The sequence below is a fragment of the Ralstonia sp. ASV6 genome (assembly GCF_016429285.1).
In the GTDB taxonomy this organism is placed as follows: domain Bacteria; phylum Pseudomonadota; class Gammaproteobacteria; order Burkholderiales; family Burkholderiaceae; genus Ralstonia; species Ralstonia flaminis.
Window position 1 is genome coordinate 1 of sequence record NZ_JAELUI010000066.1, and the last position, 17,991, is coordinate 17,991.

A 17,991-nucleotide genomic window follows, 5' to 3' on the forward strand; every position below is an offset into this window, starting at 1 on the left:
GGCCGATCGTGTTACCCAACGCATAGGCAATGAAAGACGTGGTGGCGACCGTGCCCCGGGCCATCTGTGCGCCGGCGTAACGCAGGCCGGACGCGTCGTAGCCCGTGAGGGCGACATAGCTGAGCGCGGTGGCCAAAATGGCCAGCCACACGTGCGCGCGTGGTGTGGCCTGCAGCGCGGCAACCATATCGGCGTAATGCACATGGTCGAGCAGCGCATACAGGCTGTCGAACACCAGCGCGCCGAGAATCAGCACGATGCAGATCACGGCCCAGCCGCCCAGGCCAACGCCGCGGCCAGCGTCAGAAGCAGAATCCGGGCGAGAAACAACCGCAGAGTCAGCAGGCGCGGGCGCAGCTTGCTTGACCGGCGATCGGTGTGGTTTAGGGCTGGCGTCGTGGGACGCGGCGTCAGGCATGGTGTGAAACGAGATTCCGCTGGCTTGGCTGGTTTGGGTCAGGCGCCCGATCCCAACCTGATGAGCGGAATACGAGCGCCGGCGGTGTGCCATTGGCGAATCCCACGGCGCGCAGACGGGAGACAGCGGCGAGCAAAGCGCCCGACCGCCACATGTGCGGCATCGACATCATGAATTGACCCCGACTTGCCGGTGCTGGCTTATTGTCGTCCGCGCCGGAATCGTGTCCGACCGGCGCACCGGTTGCCCCGCAATACGCGCGCGCTGAATTCGCACGATTGTGTTTCTGATGCCACGTAACACGGACAAAGCCGCCGTTCCGTTGACACGCAAACCCCTATTTTACGGCGATGGCGCGCTCCCCGGCGCTTTCGGTGCCACATCCGGCTTGCCGGTATCGATGGAAACCGGGTCGCTGGCCGGAAAAGTCTCTTCCAGGCCCTCGTCCAACAGGGCCTCCTCATGTGAATCCGGCACAGGCGGATGCGGGTTGGCGGGCACAGGGGCGGACGAGACGCGGTCGTCTGGCATGGCGTTCTCCAAGAAGGCTTACCCAGCATAGACAATCCGGGCAACCGGTAATCAGCAGTGACGATGAGCGAAAACCGCTGTACAGCGTGGCACGGGCGAGTGTCGCCGGGTCATGCACTGCCGCACGCGACGTGCTCGACACTCAGGAGATGCTCAGCAAGCTGCGGACCCGGTCTCGACATCAATACGACAACTGCTGCGTCGCAGCGGCCGCGCAAACGATTGCAAACCCGACAAATGCTCTAGGCGATATTGCGTAGCCAGGTGGAGTCCGGTACACAATCAAGACGACGTTTTCAATCGTTTCACTTTCATTTTTCTTGCGAACGCGCATGCCACTCCAGCGCACCATTGGCGCCTTTTTGCGGCACCCACCCCTGCTGATCATCGGTGCCACGGTGCTGTCGCTGTTGCTGGCCGCCCTGACCGCCCTGTCGCTGTGGGAAATGCGCGTGGATGCGCTGGCACGTGCCCGTGACGCCGCCGACAACCTCTCGCTGATCCTGCAGCGCGACATCGCCCGCAACATCGAGGTGTACGACCTGTCGTTGCAGGCGGTAATTGACGGCATGCAGGACCCGAAGATCGTCGCCCTGCCGCCCAACATCCGGCAGCTCGTGCTGTTCGACCGCTCAACCAACGCGCAGGACCTGGGCTCGCTGCTGGTGGCCAACCCGGCGGGCGAAGTCATCATCGATTCGCGCTCGGTACCGCCGCGGCATATCCACGTGGGCGACCGCGATTACTTTCAGGTGCATCAGGGCTCCCCGGATGTCGGCCTCTACATCAGCGAGCCATTCAAGCCGCGCATCAACGGCGTCGAAGCATCACTGGGACTGAGCCGGCGCCTGAACGGGCCGCATGGCGAATTCAAGGGCATCGTGGTCGGCACGCTGCGGCTGAACTACTTCCGACGGCTCTTTGACGGCCTCAACCTTGGGCCGCGCGCTACCGTAACGCTGGTGCGCGCAGACGGCACGCTGCTCATGCGCCGCCCCTACAACGAACAACTCATCGGCCGCAGCGTGGCGGAAAGTTTGGCCTTCCAGCGGCGCCTGCTGTCGACCGAGGGATCTTACGTAGAACTGGCAGCGCTTGACGGCATCGAGCGCCTGTTCAGCTTCCGCCATATCGGCGAGCAACCGCTGATCGTGGCAGTCGGCCTGGCCACCGAAGACATCTACGCCGAATGGCGGCAGCGCGCCTGGGTGATCGGCAGCATCGTGCTGCTGCTCGATGCAGTGTTCATGACACTGTCAATCTTGTTTGCCGGGCAGTTGCGCAAGCGTCTGGAAATGGAGCAGCAACTGCAATGGCTGGCCAACACAGATGGCCTGACGAGCCTGGGCACGCGTCGCGCGCTGGATGCCGCACTGGAGGTGGAATGGCGCCGCGCCAGCCGCAGCCGCGCACCGCTGGCCGTGCTGATGATTGACGTGGACGAGTTCAAGCATTTCAACGACCGCTATGGCCATGCTGCCGGCGACACCGCATTGCGCACCGTGGCACGCTGCATCAACGACAACATCAAGCGCCCGGGCGATTTTGCCGGCCGCTACGGCGGCGAGGAGTTCTGCGCCATCCTGCCCAACACCGATCTGGCCGGCGCGGTGCGCGTGGCCGAGAACATCCGCGCTGCCGTATTGGCGGCCGACGAGCCCAACGTGGGCAGCGCACACGGCAAGCTGACGGTCAGCATCGGCGTGGCCGCGCACTCGGGCATCGACACAGCCGAAGATACCGCCGAAGACCTGGTGCGGTTGGCCGACGGGCGACTGTACGAGGCCAAGGCTGCCGGGCGCAACACGGTCATCCCGCGTCAGGAACGGCCCAAGCTGGCGGTGGTGTAGGCGCTGCGACTTGCGCAGCAGGCATTGATGCCAGTACCTTATGGCACCCCCACTTCGGGGGCATGCCACCATCGCGCAAGGCTTCTGCACAATGGCGGCTCAGAGGAACTGGCCATGAGCAAACCCCCTCATTCCCATTTCGATACAAGCGCGCTCCCGCGCGAACATCAGTTCGCAGCATGGCGAGACGCCGTCAACGTATTGTTCGACACCCGGTCGGCCGCGCCACGGTCGCACGGCTTTCGCGCCAGCGTGAATGCCTATCTGTGCGGCGAGGCGGGCCTGGGCATGATCAGCGCGCAGGCGCAGCACTATGATCGCTCGCGCTCCAAGCTCGGGCGCGACGGCATCGACGTCTACGTGCTCCAGTACTACCTGGAAGGCAGTTGCGCACAACGCGACGGCGCCAACGGCACCGCCACCCGGCCAGGGGACCTCTTCATCGTCGATGCCGCGCAACCCCTGGCGACCAGCACCAGCGACAGCCGCTTCCTGAGCCTGGTCGTACCGCGGCGCCTGCTGGCGCCGCAACTGCGCTCGCCTGACGAACTGAGCATGCGCCTGTTGCGCGGCGATGCGCCCATGGTCAGCCTGCTGCGCGACCACCTGTGCGCACTGTATCGAACTGCCGGACAACTGAGTGCTGCAGAAGCGCAGGCCGTCATTCCGGGCACCCTGCAACTGGCGGCTGCGGCCATCAATTGCGAGGTGACGGAAGCCAATGCCACGGCCGTGAAAGAAAGCCTGTTCGCATCGATCTGCCGGCACATACAGCAGAACCTGGCGGATCTCTCGCTCACACCTGAGGGCGTAGCAGTGCAGTTCGGCGTTTCGCGCGCCACGCTATACCGGCTGTTCGAGCGCGAAGGTGGCTTCTTCAACTACGTGCGCCTGCAGCGCCTGCGGCAATGCCATGCGATCCTCGCGGATCGCTCGCAGACACATCGCTCGGTGGCCGAGATCGCGCAGACCTATGGCTTTTCCGACGCATCAAACTTTGCGCGCGCATACCGCCGTGCGTCGGGCATGTCGCCGCGTGAGACACGCATGCTGGCCCTGGAAGGCCGTGCCGCCACGCTGCCGTTCGTGCAGCACAAAGACTGGCGGACATGGGTCATGCAGATGCGCTGAGACACGCGCGCGACGACCCGCCCGACTCCACTCCCCCCACAAGACTTGAAGCGCGCTCGTCCTGAGACGCGCAGACAGGTTCCCGCGACGGCCGTACCGGTTCACCGCCAGTGCGGCGTTCTTCATTGAACCCCAGCCAGCGTGCGTGCGAGCATCCGCCCCGACCTGAATGGCGCCGGCGCGCTTGCGGCAAACACGCCCCACGTGCTCTCTCTTCGTCGGACAGGTCGGAGCGGCGCAAGCACCTGCGCCTTGCACAACACACAACGACAAAACGGGGGTCTCGTGAAAGACATAACGGGAAAAACGCTTGCCTTGACGCTGTTCGCCACGGTGGCCTTGGCCGCATGCGGCGGTGGAGATTCGGGAACCAATACGGCAAACAACAGCGGCGGCAACACCGGCGGCAATACGCCACCGGCATCCACCTGTGCGGAAACCGGCGTTGACGCCAAATACGCTTGCCAGACCGGCAGCACAGAGCCGCTGTATGCCTACCAATGGGCACTCAAGCAGGCAACAAGCTTCTTTGCGGCATTCGGTCTGGTCGCCAACGGCACGACCGACATCAACGTGGAAGATGCGCACAGGGCGGGCATCAAGGGCCAGGGAGTGAACGTGCTGGTGCTAGACGATGGCATCGACGTGCACAACGAAGACCTGTACGCCAATGCCAACTCGGACATGACGCACAACTTCGATGACGGCTCGAACGACCCTACACCTGCGAATCTTGCGGCCAACGTGGAAGCAGCCCATGGCACGAACGTGGCTGGCATCATCGCCGGCGCGCAGAACGGCAAGGGCGTAATGGGCATCGCACCGCGCGCAACGCTGGGTGGTGCGCGGTTCCTGATCAAACCCCTTCCAGACCTCACGGATGCCTATGGCGGCGCCGGCTGGTCGAAGAACGCGCACCTGATCAACGCCTCATACGGCGCCAACCCGCCCGAGCCCATAGATTACGACACTGCGGCCTCCACACAGGCGGCGGTGCGGGCCTTCCCGAACCTGCGCAGCGGGCGGGGACTGGTCATGCTCAAGGCTTCCGGCAACGAGTACCAGGGATTTGTCGAGAACGGGGTGTTGGTCCGTAGTTGCCCCACAATCGGTGGACAATCCGGTCTGATCAGTTGCGAGAACCCGGCCAACGATACCGAGGCGCTGGAACCGGGCGTCATCGTCGTTGGCGCGGCCAATGCGCAAGGCATCAAGGCAAGCTATTCAAATGCGGGGCCCGTCAACTGGATCACGGGCCTGGGTGGTGAAAGGGGCAACGGCGGCAAATATGGAGAAGTCGGAAGCGGTCCGAAGATCTTCTCCACCGATTTGAGCGGGTGCGCGCGCGGCTACAGCCGCACTGGTACCGATGAGACCTACGACTTCGCGGTTCCGGGCACCGCCACCAACACCAAGGACAACGCCAAGTGCGACTACTCCAGCATGGATGGCACGTCGGCGGCCACGCCCACACTGTCCGGCGTGGTCGCGCTGATGCTGTCGGCCAACCCGAACCTGACCTGGCGCGATGTACGTGAGATCCTGCGCGCCACCGCCAAGCAGATCGACCCGAACTACGGCAGCCGCGACAACCGCAACGCCAAGGTGGATCTGACCAGCGGCACACTGACGGCCGACACCGGCACCACCCTGGTCGATGGCGCAACCACGGCTCGCGTGGACTACGGCTGGCAGACCAATGGCGCGGGCTACGCCTACTCCACCTGGTACGGCTTCGGGCTGGTGGATGCTTCGGCGGCCGTCAAGATGGCCAAGGCATACACCGCGTACAAACCTGCCGCTCTCTCGGTACCGGACTTTGCAGCGGCCTTTGGCAACGTCAATCAACTGAACTACGGCTCGGTGCAAAAGCTGGGGCAGTTCAACGTGTCGGGCAGCGACAAGGTGGATGCGCTGCAACTGCGCGTGTCGGGCTCGGTATGTGTGGGCAGTGTCGGCTTCTTCGTGAAATCACCATCGGGTACGGTGTCGGCGTTGTCACTGCCATACAACGGCTACTACAACAACGGCGTCAGTGCCGTGAACAAGTACGGCCTGGGCAGCTATGCCTTCTATGGCGAGAACGCGGCCGGCACGTGGGAGGTCTACGCCGTGAGCGGCGTACCGACCAACGCGTGCTCAACGTATCAGCCCCAGGGTGGTGCACACACCGTGACCCTGACCACGCCGCTGGCCGTGGAGTATCGCGTGATTGCCGCCAAGTAAGCCCGTTCGGAGACCTTTCAACATGATCAATCCAACTGTTATGAAAACCGTGGCACTGGCGGCGCTCCTTTCAATGGGTGCGGCGTGCCAGGCAGCAGACCTGGCGGTCGGCAAACACCTGACGACGCAGGAGCTGGCGCAATATGCAAGCGCACCCGTAGTGCAACTCGAATCGCAGTCGTTCAAGGTGCTCTCCAGTGGCACGCGCACCAAGTCTGCAGGCGCTACATCCGCGGCCGTCACGCAAGTGGCCAACGAGCGAGGCGTGGTCGGCGAGAGCCGCAACGAGGTGGTTGTCTCGCAAGTGTCGGTCGACAGCGTGCGCCAGGCGGTAGTTGGGCTCTCGGCGGCGCCCGTGTCAGCGGAGTACTACGGCCACCTGAACATCAGCACTCTGCGGTTTGCGGCATTCCAGGATGCCGTGACCGCGCGTGCGCTGCTCAAGAAGGCATTGCCGCAGGCGCGCGTGGACGTGCCCATCCAGTATGCAAAACCCGTAGCACGCTAGACTCGCTTCTCGCCAGCTACAACGCCCCGCCCTGCGCGGGGCGTTCTGCGTGAAGGGCGTATCATCCTGGCCTTTTCCGATACATCGACATCATGGACAAGAGCCCAGGCAGCTTCGAAGCACTGGCTGCACGCGAAGGCGGCTTGCAGCATCGTCTCTCTTCCGCGCAACTCACCATGATCGCCATCGGCAGCGCGATCGGCACTGGCTTGTTCCTGGGCAGTGGTGCAGCCATCCAGTTGGCCGGCCCCGGGGTGATCGCCAGCTACGCCATTGGCGCGGTCATTGCGCTGCTGCTGATGGGATGCCTGGCCGAGATGGTTGTCGCCCACCCCACCACCGGTTCGTTCGGCGCATATGCCGAGCACTACGTCAGCCCGCTCGCCGGATTTCTGGTGCGCTATGCGTACTGGGCGGCGGTCGTCTTCGTGATCGGCGCGGAGGTAACGGCGGTTGCCGTGTACATGGCGTACTGGTTTCCGGGCGTGCCTGCGTGGGTGTGGATCGTCGGGTTCTCTGCCGTGCTGGTATGGATCAACGCGAGCAGCGTCGACGTGTTTGGCGTGGCGGAATACTGGTGCTCGATGATCAAGGTGGTGGCCATCGTCGCGTTTCTGGCGGTGGCGAGCTATGCAATCTATCGCGCGCCCGACGGCGGGCCGATCGGCTTTCACAACTACGTGGATGCGGGCGGCTTCCTGCCGCACGGCTGGTCTGGCGTCTGGTTTGGCGCCGTGGTCAGCATCTTTAGCTTCTTCGGCATCGAGCTGATTGCCGTGGCCGCTGGTGAAGCACGCGAGCCCGAGGCCGCCGCTACCAGCGCGTTCCGCTCCACGCTGTTCCGGCTGGTGTTCTTTTACCTATGCACGCTGGCGTTGATGCTGGCCGTGGTGCCATGGCAGCAGGCAGGTACCGGCAAGAGCCCGTTCGTGCGGGTGATGGAAATCCTGGGCATTGCCGGCGGCGCGGGTGTGATGAACTTCGTGGTGCTCACCGCGGCGCTGTCATCGATGAACGCGCAGCTGTATGTGTCCACGCGCATGCTGTTCAGCCTGGCGCGCGGCGGGCAGGCGCCCAGTGCGCTGGGTGAGGTGAGCAAGCGCGGCGTGCCGCTGCGTGCACTGGCCGTATCCAGTTCGGGTGCGGCATTGGCGGCCGTGCTGAGCGTGGTGCTGCCGGGCCACTCGTTCCTGCTGATGATGTCGTTGGCGATGTTCGGCGCGCTGTTCACGTGGCTCGTCATCTTCGTCACGCACCTGCGTTTCCGTCGGGCGGCGGAGCGTGAAGGACGCGCGCTGCGGTTCCGCATGTGGGGCTTTCCGGTGCTGACCGCCATCGGCGCCGTTGCCATGGTGGTCATCATCGTCAGCACGGCGTGGATGGCGGATTTCCGGATGACGCTGGTGGTGGGAGTGCCGTTTCTGGTGGTGATGGCGGGTGTGTTCCGGTGGGTGCGACGCGGGTAGTCGCTTGAGTGCCCCCTGTTCGAGCGTTCGACCAACTCGCTCTCATATGGGGCACGTGCGTGCCCGCGTATCAGCTCTCGGCACGCAACTGATCCTCCACCAGCGCCACCCAGCATGCCGCGCCAATCGGGATCAGCTTGTCGTTGAAATCGTAGCCGTCGTTGTGTAGCGAGCAGCCAACCCATTGGCCTCCCAGACCGTTACCCAGCGCGAAGTAACAGCCTGGGCGCTTCTCCAGCATCCATGCAAAGTCTTCACTGCCCATCTGCGAGGACGGCGGCACCTGGATGACACGCTCTTCACCCAGCACGCTTGCCACAGCGCGGCGCGCAATGGCGGCCTGCTCCGGCGCATTGCAGATGGCCGGCACCAGCCGCTCGTAGACAATCTCCGCTTGCACGCCATAAGACGCGGCCTGGTGCGTAATGACCTCGCGGATGCGCGTCTCCAGCAATTCGCGCACCTCCGGCTTGGTGGCACGCACGCTCAGTTTGAGCATGGCTGTTTCCGGGATGATGTTGTGGGTCGTCCCTGCCTGCATCTGACCGACACTGATGACGGCCGCATCCACCGGCGCGACATTGCGTGAGACGATGCCCTGCAACGCCACCACCGTCGCTGCCAGGGCCAGCGTGGGGTCCACGGCCAAGTTAGGCATGGCGCCATGGCCACCGCGCCCGCTGAAAGTGACCGTCACGCGATCCGATGACCCTCCAAGCGGGCCGCTCTGCACCACGGCCACACCCAGCGGCAACCCAGGCGCGTTATGAAAAGCGTAGATGGCGTCGCAGGGGAAGCGCTCGAACAGGCCGTCCTCCATCATCGCCACGGCACCGGCCAGGCCCTCTTCATCGGGCTGGAAGATGAGGTTCAAGGTGCCATTGAAGTTTCGCGTGGCCGCCAGGTGCTCGGCGGCAGCAAGCAACGTGGCAGTATGGCCATCGTGGCCGCACGCATGCATGCGGCCGGCCACCTGGCTGGCATATGGCAAGCCTGTACGCTCCTGCATCGGCAGTGCATCCATGTCGGCGCGCAGGCCGATGGTGCGCGTGCCGTTGCCCACCTTCAGTTGACCCACCAGGCCGTGGCCACCAACGCTGTGTACGTCATAGCCCCATTCACGCAGTAGGCCGGCGACGAGCTGGGAGGTATTCGGCACATCTCCGCCCAACTCCGGATTAGCATGGATGCGATGGCGCAGTTCGGCAAAGCGGTCAGCACCCACATGCAGGGCCTGCGGAATGCTGGGCGAGTTCGGATCGAGGTACATGGTGCGATGTCAGGAAGGGTTCGGGTTGAAGCAGCAATGGCGCGACTCAATCGCGGCCGGGATATGTCGGGAACAGCGTCAGCGCGCACAGGCTGATTGCACTGCTGGCCAGCAGATACCAGGCCGGTGCCATCGGATTGCCGGTTGCGCCCAACAACCAGGTGACGACGAGTGGCGCAAAACCGCCGAACAGGGTCACCCCCAGGCTGTACATCACCGACATGCCGGTCGCGCGATGCTGACGCGGGAAAGCTTCCATCAGTAGTGCAGCACCCGCGCCATTGCTGATCGCCATGATCGCCACGCCCATCGCAATGAGCGCCATGGTGAGCGCCAACCCCGGCCCGGAAGACAGGAGCATGAAGCCCGGATACACGCACAAGAGGCTGACTGCGGACGCGGCATACAGCATCGGCTTGCGCGTTGGCAGGCGATCGGCCAGCAGGCCAAACAGTGGCGACATGACCAGCATGGTCGACCCCGCCACGCAGGCCGTGAGAAACGCCGTTACCGGTGGCATGTGCAACGACTGGATCAGGTAGGTGGGCATGTAGAAAACGAGGATGTACATCGACGCAGTGGCCCCCGTCATCAGCAGCATGCCTAGCACCAGCGTGCGTGCATGCTGGCGAAGCACATCGACCACGCTCCCGTGTGGGGCGGCCTCGTGCGTCTCCTTCAAATGCCGGCGGATGTACATGCCGACCGGAGCAATCAGCAACCCCAGCATGAACGGCAGTCGCCAGCCCCAGTTCTGCATGGCATCAGGGCTGAGCACGGCGCTCACACCGGCCGCGGTCAACGCGCCGAGCAGCGCCGCAGCACCCTGTGTAGCTGCCTGCCAGCTCACCAGAAAGCAGCGTCGGCCCTTGCTGGCCGATTCCAGCAGCAACGCTGACGCCGCACCGATCTCCCCACCGGCAGACAGGCCCTGCAGCAAGCGACCGAGCACCACCAGTACCGTTGCCGTCACACCAATCGTCGCGTGGCTGGGTGTGAAGGCAATCAACGCAGTGCCGACTGTCATCAACACAATGGTCAGTGTGAGCGCAGCCTTGCGGCCGCGCCGGTCAGCCATGTTGCCGATCAGTACAGCGCCGAGGGGGCGCATGACAAAGCCTGCGCCGAACGTGGCAAACGACAATAGCAGCGAAGCCAGCGGACTGCTCGACGGAAAGAACAACCGCCCGATGGTGGCGGCAAAAAAGCTGTAGACCGTGAAGTCGTACATTTCGAGCCCGTTGCCGATGGCAGCAGCAACAACAGCGCGGCTCGAATGCGAGGTGACGGTGGTGGTGCCGTGGCTGGGGGCACCAGCGGGCACGGCGATCTGGGCATCCATCTCGATAGTCTCCTCCAGTCGAGCGGACTTCTGTGAGCGTCCCGCAATGCGCTGGATTGAAGGGCAATAGTAGGAGCGATCGCCCCGATTGCGCCTCTCGCTTTTTTTCATGGCTATAGCCGTTGGCTATGGCAGGATCGTGCCTGTAAGACGTGCTGCGCAGCCCAACGACCATCGCCCGACATCGGCACTGTCGCTACCTTGGTTGCCCCTGGAGGATTCCGCAGTACAGTTGCCGGCTGGCGGCGCTGGACCTCAACCTTTCCCTGCGCCGTGTATCGAGGACATACATGAAGCTCAACCAGCTACGCGCACTGGTCACCATTGCCGAGACGGGCAGCATCCAGGAAGCCTCGCGCCTGCTTCACGTCACACAGCCAGCGCTCAGCAAGGCCATCAAGGAGCTGGAAACCAGCGTGGGCGCGACGCTTTTCGTACGCTCCAGCAAGGGCATCCGGCTTACGCCATACGGCCAGCGCCTTATCGGGCATGCGCGCTTGATCAACGAAAGCGTCAAACGCGCGCGCGAAGATCTGGAAGACATGAAGGGGTCTGTCACGAGCGAATTGACGGTGGGCGTCACCCCTGTCACCGCGCTCATCGGTCCGGTGGCAGACTGCCTTGTGACTTTCCGGCGCGAGTTTCCCAACGCGCGATTGCGCATCCTGGAGGCACGCCCCGGCCCGTTGCTAGAACTGCTGCGTGAAGGGGCCATCGACTTTGCCCTGACGTCTCAGTTGCAGTCCAGCGAGCGAGGACTCGACCATGACGCCGTCTGCCGCCTGCAAACGCTGATCGGCGTGCGCAAGGGCCATCCGCTACAGGGCAAGCAGCCTCTGCATGCCCTGCAGCAAGCAGAGTGGCTGGCCCCCGACTCACTCGCCGATGAGCACTCGCCTCTGCACCGACTGTTTTCTAACGCGGGTCTCGCGCCGCCCGCACGCGTGGTTGAGTGCAACTCCATGACACTGCTGCTCGAGCTGTGCTGGAAATCGGATGCGCTACTCCTGCTATCGAGTGAATCGATGCGCTCATCCATCATCCGTCAGACAATCGACTTCATCGAGACCGATCAGCCAATGCCCGAGCGCATCGTCTCGCTGCTCACGCGGGACCGCCACGTCCTGACAGCACTCGGTGCACGCTTGTATGACGCGCTGGCGCAAGCGCTACGGCAAGCGTATCCGGAGCAGCCGTGAGCACGCGAGGTACCGCGCCTGATCAAGCCCGTGCCAACGCTTGATCCAGATCCGCCAGCAGATCGTCGATATGCTCGATGCCGATCGACAGCCGGATGGTTTCCTGCCGCACCCCGGCCTTGGCCAGCTCAGCCTCGGAGAGCTGCCGATGCGTGGTCGACGCGGGGTGTGTGGCCAGCGACTTCGCATCACCAATGTTCACCAGCCGCGTGAATAACTGCAGCGCATCCTGAAAGCGCGCGCCCGCAGCAAACCCACCCTTCACGCCAAACGTCAGCAGCCCCGGGGCCTTGCCGGAGAGATACTTCTTCGCCAGCGCGTAGTCGGGATGGTCATCCAGGCTGGCATGATTGACCCATTCCACCTTGGCATGCCCCTGCAGATGGCGCGCGATGCGTGCGGCGTTCTGCGTGATGCGGTCGATGCGCAGGCCCAGCGTCTCGATGCCCTGCAGGATCAGGAACGCATTGAACGGTGACAGCGCAGCGCCGGTATTGCGCAGCGGCACCACGCGCGCCCGGCCAATGTAGGCCGCTTCGCCCAGCGCTTCGGTATAGACCACGCCGTGGTAGCTCACATCCGGCTCATTCAGGCGCTTGAAGCGCGCCTTGTGCTGCGCCCACGGAAACTTGCCCGAATCCACAATCGCGCCGCCCAGGCTGGTGCCGTGTCCGCCCAGGTACTTGGTCAGCGAATGCACAACGATGTCGGCACCATGCTTGATCGGCCGCACCAGGTACGGTGTCGGCACCGTGTTGTCGACGATGAGCGGCACGCCATGCCGGTGCGCAATCTCCGCCAGCGCCGCAATGTCAGTGATGTTGCCCAGCGGGTTGCCGACGGTCTCGGCAAAGATGGCCTTGGTGCGGTCATCGATCAGCGCTTCAAACGAGGCCGGATCGCGCGGATCGGCAAAGCGCGTGGTGATGCCCGACAGCGGCAGCGTGTGCGCGAAGAGGTTGTAGGTGCCGCCGTACAGCGTGCTGGCCGAAACGATGTTGTCGCCCGCCTCCGCAATCGTCTGGATCGCATACGTGACGGCCGCCTGCCCCGACGCCAATGCCAGCGCGCCGATGCCACCCTCCAGCGCCGCGACGCGCTTCTCCAGCACGTCGTTGGTCGGGTTCATGATGCGCGAATAGATGTTGCCCTGAACCTTCAGGTCGAACAGGTCAGCGCCGTGTTGCGTGTCGTCAAAGGCGAAGGCGACGGTCTGGTAGATCGGCACGGCCACGGCCCGTGTGGTCGGGTCAGCGCTGTAGCCGCCATGAACGGCCAGGGTGTCGAGTTTCCAGTTGGGTGGGGTGGGCTGCGTCATCGAGGCGTCTCCGGAGGGTTGATCCGGCGAGCATATGGGCAGCCCTGCGGCGCACAAACGATCGTTTTTGTCTTTGCTTATGCCGCAGTCGCATGGACAGCTTGAGCGATGTTGTGCCCCTGCGCAGCCTGAAGGACAACCGGCCTAGTCCGTCGCGAGTCTTGCGTAGAGCGCGAAGTCTCCCGGCGCGCCCCGGACCATGCGAAACGAGCGCAGCAGTCCCTCGTATTGATACCCGCACGCCTCCAGTACACGTGCCGATCGCGCATTGCTGGCCAAGACCGTCGCCTGCACGCGAAGAAAGCCGTAGTGGACGAACGCCCACGTGGTAACCGATGTGCAGACTGCACGCGCAATGCCCCTCCCCCAGTGTGACGGGCAAAGATCGTAGGCAATCTCCGCCGTCCGGTTCACGTCGGAAATACTGTGAAAGCCAATCGTGCCGATCAACGCGCCGGCACGCTCATTAACGATCGCCATACGACGGATCGATTCGGGTGCGGTGGACGCATAGCCGTCGAACTGCGCGTTGAGGTCGGCTGCAGACGACAGGTTCCAGCTCGTGTGCTCAACAACCTGAGGGAGCTTCAGATATGCATACCAAGCGTCGAGGTCGGCACGCTCAAGTTGCCGAAGCATGATGCCTGGGTAGCCGGAAGGTGGAGCACACTCGATTTTCAACCTACACCTCGAATGGTTCGTTCAGCGGCATTGTATTGACCTTCATCGCGGCACGCCGACAGTTCGTGAGCCTGATGGTACTAGCCAAGGGCCTTTCTCCGGTGCCGACCATGACCACCCCAGCCGGAAAGCGGGGATGGCGGCAATAGTCACCGTCGGCCCGGAACAACAACCCGCAGCCTACCCAGGCACACCCTCCACCAACCTGCGCAGCGCCGCATCCCGAATCTCCAGCACGGCAAACACCCCAAGCTTGCGCAGCGCCGGCACAGCCTCCAGCAACAAGCGCTCCGCCTCAGCACGTTCAGCAGCATCCACCTTAGGGTCAAGCCACGCCTGCGCGTTGGCCAGGAAAGCCGCCACCGTGCCTTTGCGGATCGTCAGTCCATCAAAGTCGGCAAAGTTGGCGGTGTCGGATAGAACATCTTCGGGTCGCATGGTGTGCTCCAGGGGTGATTGACCACATCACTTTAGAGCCGATAAATTGGCGTTACTCAGCCATATATGCCATTCGATACGCTTTTCAGGCCATGCCATCCCAACCCTTGCTTTCTGCCCAGCGTGTGCAATCGGCCGGTGGTCGGTGGCTTTACGCGGTCGATCAGACCAGCCATTCGCCACGCGCCACGGCACCGCACAGCCATGCGCGCGGACAGCTGTTCGGGACAGATACCGGCGTGCTGACCGTGCAGACTGCGGAAGGCCGTAGCGTCGTACCTGCAGGACAGGCGATATGGATTCCGCCCGGCGTAGAACACGGTGCAGAGACGCACGGATCATTCGTAGGCTGGGCCGCCTACCTCGCGCCCGACGCATGCGAAGACTTGCCGGAGGTGCCGTGCACGCTGTCGATGTCTGCGCTGCTCCGTGCCGCAATCTCCCGTGCGGCAACATGGGCTGACGACGTGCTTGACCCCGCGCAGCAACGCATTGCCGCCGTAATTTCCGATGAACTCCGCGCACTCACGCCGGTGCCCGGTGCCTTGCCGATGCCCGCCGATGCGCGCCTGCGCAAGATCGCCCACGCACTCATTGCCGACCCATCCGACACCCGGCGCCTGCAGGATTGGGCCGATTGGGCTGCTGTTGCCCCACGCACGCTCACCCGGCGATTTGCCGGCGAGACAGGCTATGCATTTGAAGCCTGGCGCCATCGGTTGCGCATGATGTGTGCGTTGGAACGACTGGCAGCCGGAGCACCGGTCACAACGATCGCGCTCGATCTCGGCTATGACAACGTCAGCGCGTTCATTGCCCGGTTTCGCGCGACGTTCGGCATCACGCCGGGGCGGTATGCCGCCGGCGGATGCACCACGCTCACGCTTACTTCTTCACCAACGGACAAGCCGATTCCGCCAGCGTGTTGAACGCCTGCTCACCCGGAATCGTCTGCGCGAGCTTGTAGTAATCCCACGGGCGGGTCGATTCCGACGGCTTCTTGACCTCGAACAGGTAGATGTCGTGAATCATCATGCCGTCGGCGCGCACGTAGCCGCCCTTGGTGTACATGTCGTCAATCTTCATCGACTTGAGCTTGGCCATCACGCGATCGGAGTCATCCGTGCCGGCAGCCTGCACGGCCTTCAGGTAGGTAAGCGTGGCGGAATAGTCGGCCGCTTGCAGGGCGCTCGGCATCTTCTTGTACTTGGCGTAGAAACGTTCGCCAAACTGACGCGCGGCATCGCTGGAGTTCCAGTACCACGGATCGATCAGCTGCATACCCTGCGCCGTCTGCAGGCCGAGTGCGTGAATCTCGTCGATGGTCATAACCAGGCCGACCACGCGCATCTTCTTGTCCAGGCCAAAATCCTTGGCGGCCTTGATGGCGTTGATGGTGTCGCCGCCCGCGTTGGCCAGCGCCACGGCCTGCGCGCCAGAGCTTTGTGCCTGCAGCAAGTACGACGAAAAGTCCGGCGCGCCCAGCGGGTGTTTGGTGCCGCCCACCACCTTGCCGCCACCCGCCGCAATCACGCGGCGCGATTCGGCATCCATGTCCTTGCCGAAGGCGTAATCGACCGACAGCAGGTACCACGCGTTCACGCCCTGCTTGCGCAGCGCGCCGATGGTGCCGCGCACGTGCGCGTTGGTGTCGTACGCATAGTGCACGGTGTAGGGCGTGCATTCTTCGTTGGTCAAGCGCGGGGTACCGCCGCCGAGGTTGATGTACACGCGCTTCTTCTCAGCCGCGATGCGGTTCATCGCCAAGCCCGCCGCCGAGTTCGGGCCGGCAAAGAGCACATCCACGCCATCGCGGTCGATCCACTCGCGCGCCTTGGATGCCGCCACGTCGGCCTTGTTCTGGTGATCGGCGGAGACGATCTCGATGGGCTTGCCGAGCACCTTGCCGCCGAAGTCCGCCACCGCCATGCGGATGGCCTCCAGCCCGCCGGGGCCGTCCAGATCGGCATAGACGCCCGACATGTCGGTGATGAAGCCGATCTTGACCTTGTCGTCAGAAACCTGGGCGTGGGCAAAAGAGGAAGCGATGGCCAAAGCCACCGCAGCCGTGGCGCGGCGTGTGAGCATGTGTGTCTCCTGGTGTGTTTTGTTGTGGGTGCGTGCCAGTAGCCGCACCTATTTGGAGCCCATGGTAACGACGACATCCGCCGCGAACAGCCCCAGCGGGCAAAACACACTGTCAAGTGAGAGTCGACAGTGGTGAGGGATTGGGTTGAAGGCAGGACGAATCAAACACGCCGAGACATGACTCGGCCCAGAGAACAAGCTGCGGTTGATACCGATGCGACCAACGCAACACACCCCACCAAGGTGCACGCTTCTTGTGTGTAATGGTCGTTTTTCCCACCGACGTAGGTCTTGCATGAAAACCTCCCGCCTTGCCCTCGCGGCGCTCCTGCTGTGTGCCGCACCGCTGTCCCGCGCTGCAGATGCTGACCCCAAGGTGCTATCCGCTGCCGAGAACTACCGCGGCGACGCGCTGCAACTGCTCGAACGCCTCGTCAATATCGATTCCGGCACCGGCAACGAAGCGGGGCTCAGCCAGGTCGGCAGCATCGTCGCAGACGAACTGCGCAAGACTGGCGCAGAGGTGCAGACGGTGTCTGCTGCGCCGGCGGTGGGCAACAACATTCTCGCCACGTGGAAAGGCACGGGTCAGACGCGCATCCTGCTGATGGCGCACATGGACACGGTGTTCAAGGACGGCACGGCCCGCGCCAAGCCTTTCTATATCAAGGACAAGCGTGCCTACGGCCCCGGCGTGATGGACGACAAGGGCGGCGTGGTGGCAGGGCTGTACGCGATGAAGATCCTCCAACAATTGGATTTCAAGCGCTACGGCCAGGTCACGCTGCTGCTCAACACGAATGAAGAGACGGGCTCCAAGGGCACGCGTGCACTGATCGAGCGCGAGGCCAAACAGCATGACGTCACCCTCAACCTGGAGCCGGGGCGCCCCGCCGACGGGCTTGTCGTGTGGCGCAAAGGCAGCGGCACCGCAGAAGTGGATGTGAAAGGCAAGGCAGCGCACGCTGGCGTGGCGCCGGATTCGGGCCGCAACGCGGCCACCGAGCTGTCGCACCAAGTCCTTCAGCTAGGCAAGCTGGGCGACAGCGCCAAGCAGACCACAGTCAACTTCACGGTGATGAAGGCGGGCGGCGCCACCAATGTCATCCCCGATCAGGCGACGGCTTACGCTGATGTGCGCGTCGCGGTGCCGGAGGAATTCGACCGCGTTGAACGCGACCTGGCACGCGTGTCGGCCAACAAGCTGATCCCGGACACGGAAGTGAAGACCCGCCTGGAGCGCGGCTTCCCGCCGATGCCGCGCAACGCCGCATCGGACAAGCTCGCTGCGCAGGCACAAGCCATCTACGGTGAAATTGGCCGCAAGCTCACGCTGGAGGGCAGCGGGGGCGCGGCCGATTCCAGCCTGTCCGCTGGCGTCGGCACGCCCACGCTTGACGGCTTTGGCATCGTCGGCGGTGGCATCCATACGCCGGAGGAATACGCAGAAGTGGAAAGCGTCGCACCTCGGCTTTATCTGCTGTCGCGGATGATCATGGAAATTTCAGCGGCCAAGTAGGCGCCC

General features: G+C 63.7%; 15 protein-coding genes and 1 pseudogene. 8 read left to right on the top strand and 8 right to left on the bottom strand.

Going from position 1 to position 17,991, the window contains the following annotated elements; genetic code table 11:
* Both JHD73_RS14555 and JHD73_RS14560 read right to left on the bottom strand, forming a co-directional pair.
* Positions 1–418, bottom strand: a pseudogene (locus tag JHD73_RS14555) (YbhN family protein); the annotation flags it as partial.
* 342 nt (positions 419–760) lie between these two features.
* Positions 761–949 (bottom strand): hypothetical protein, encoded by a 189-nt coding sequence (locus JHD73_RS14560; protein WP_199030988.1) that lies wholly within the window; start codon positions 947–949, stop codon positions 761–763.
* Between the two features lie 332 nt (positions 950–1,281).
* Between JHD73_RS14560 and JHD73_RS14565 the strand changes: the two genes are divergently transcribed.
* The 5 genes from JHD73_RS14565 (at position 1,282) to JHD73_RS14585 (ending at position 8,130) form a co-directional block, all read left to right on the top strand.
* Positions 1,282–2,799, top strand: coding sequence for a sensor domain-containing diguanylate cyclase (locus tag JHD73_RS14565; protein WP_199030989.1), 1,518 nt, complete (start codon positions 1,282–1,284; stop codon positions 2,797–2,799).
* Positions 2,800–2,913: 114 nt separating this feature from the next.
* Positions 2,914–3,930, top strand: coding sequence for a helix-turn-helix domain-containing protein (locus JHD73_RS14570; protein ID WP_199030990.1), 1,017 nt, complete (start codon positions 2,914–2,916; stop codon positions 3,928–3,930).
* 315 nt (positions 3,931–4,245) lie between these two features.
* Positions 4,246–6,156, top strand: coding sequence for a S8 family serine peptidase (locus JHD73_RS14575; RefSeq protein WP_233176985.1), 1,911 nt, complete (start codon positions 4,246–4,248; stop codon positions 6,154–6,156).
* 22 nt (positions 6,157–6,178) lie between these two features.
* On the top strand, positions 6,179–6,664 hold the full coding sequence (locus JHD73_RS14580) for a hypothetical protein (RefSeq protein WP_199030992.1): 486 nt from the start codon (positions 6,179–6,181) through the stop codon (positions 6,662–6,664).
* 92 nt (positions 6,665–6,756) lie between these two features.
* On the top strand, positions 6,757–8,130 hold the full coding sequence (locus JHD73_RS14585; RefSeq protein WP_199030993.1) for an amino acid permease: 1,374 nt from the start codon (positions 6,757–6,759) through the stop codon (positions 8,128–8,130).
* A 70-nt stretch (positions 8,131–8,200) separates the two neighbouring features.
* On the opposite strand, the gene JHD73_RS14590 is transcribed toward JHD73_RS14585, so the two are convergent.
* Positions 8,201–9,400, bottom strand: coding sequence for a M20 aminoacylase family protein (locus JHD73_RS14590; RefSeq protein ID WP_199030994.1), 1,200 nt, complete (start codon positions 9,398–9,400; stop codon positions 8,201–8,203).
* 46 nt (positions 9,401–9,446) lie between these two features.
* Entirely contained in the window at positions 9,447–10,742 is a 1,296-nt protein-coding gene (locus JHD73_RS14595) for an MFS transporter (RefSeq protein WP_199030995.1), read from the bottom strand.
* A 290-nt stretch (positions 10,743–11,032) separates the two neighbouring features.
* On the opposite strand from JHD73_RS14595, the gene JHD73_RS14600 reads away from it, so the two are divergent.
* Positions 11,033–11,941, top strand: coding sequence for a LysR family transcriptional regulator (locus JHD73_RS14600; protein ID WP_199030996.1), 909 nt, complete (start codon positions 11,033–11,035; stop codon positions 11,939–11,941).
* 22 nt (positions 11,942–11,963) lie between these two features.
* Here JHD73_RS14600 and JHD73_RS14605 read toward each other — a convergent pair whose 3' ends face one another.
* The 3 genes from JHD73_RS14605 to JHD73_RS14615 form a co-directional block, all read right to left on the bottom strand.
* On the bottom strand, positions 11,964–13,259 hold the full coding sequence (locus tag JHD73_RS14605) for an O-acetylhomoserine aminocarboxypropyltransferase/cysteine synthase family protein (RefSeq protein ID WP_199030997.1): 1,296 nt from the start codon (positions 13,257–13,259) through the stop codon (positions 11,964–11,966).
* Positions 13,260–13,403: 144 nt separating this feature from the next.
* Entirely contained in the window at positions 13,404–13,940 is a 537-nt protein-coding gene (locus tag JHD73_RS14610) for a GNAT family N-acetyltransferase (RefSeq protein ID WP_199030998.1), read from the bottom strand.
* A 180-nt stretch (positions 13,941–14,120) separates the two neighbouring features.
* The gene (locus JHD73_RS14615; protein WP_199030999.1) at positions 14,121–14,378 is read right to left on the bottom strand and encodes a hypothetical protein; all 258 of its coding nucleotides are present in this window, start codon (positions 14,376–14,378) and stop codon (positions 14,121–14,123) included.
* A 92-nt stretch (positions 14,379–14,470) separates the two neighbouring features.
* Here JHD73_RS14615 and JHD73_RS14620 point away from each other — a divergent pair, with 92 nt between their 5' ends.
* Entirely contained in the window at positions 14,471–15,307 is an 837-nt protein-coding gene (locus JHD73_RS14620; RefSeq protein ID WP_199031000.1) for a helix-turn-helix domain-containing protein, read from the top strand.
* Here the strand turns inward: JHD73_RS14620 and JHD73_RS14625 are convergent.
* Entirely contained in the window at positions 15,264–16,466 is a 1,203-nt protein-coding gene (locus JHD73_RS14625) for an ABC transporter substrate-binding protein (protein WP_199031001.1), read from the bottom strand. The genes JHD73_RS14620 and JHD73_RS14625 overlap by 44 nt on opposite strands.
* A gap of 295 nt (positions 16,467–16,761) precedes the next feature.
* Between JHD73_RS14625 and JHD73_RS14630 the strand changes: the two genes are divergently transcribed.
* On the top strand, positions 16,762–17,985 hold the full coding sequence (locus JHD73_RS14630; RefSeq protein ID WP_199031002.1) for a M20/M25/M40 family metallo-hydrolase: 1,224 nt from the start codon (positions 16,762–16,764) through the stop codon (positions 17,983–17,985).
* The last annotated feature ends 6 nt before the right edge of the window (positions 17,986–17,991 follow it).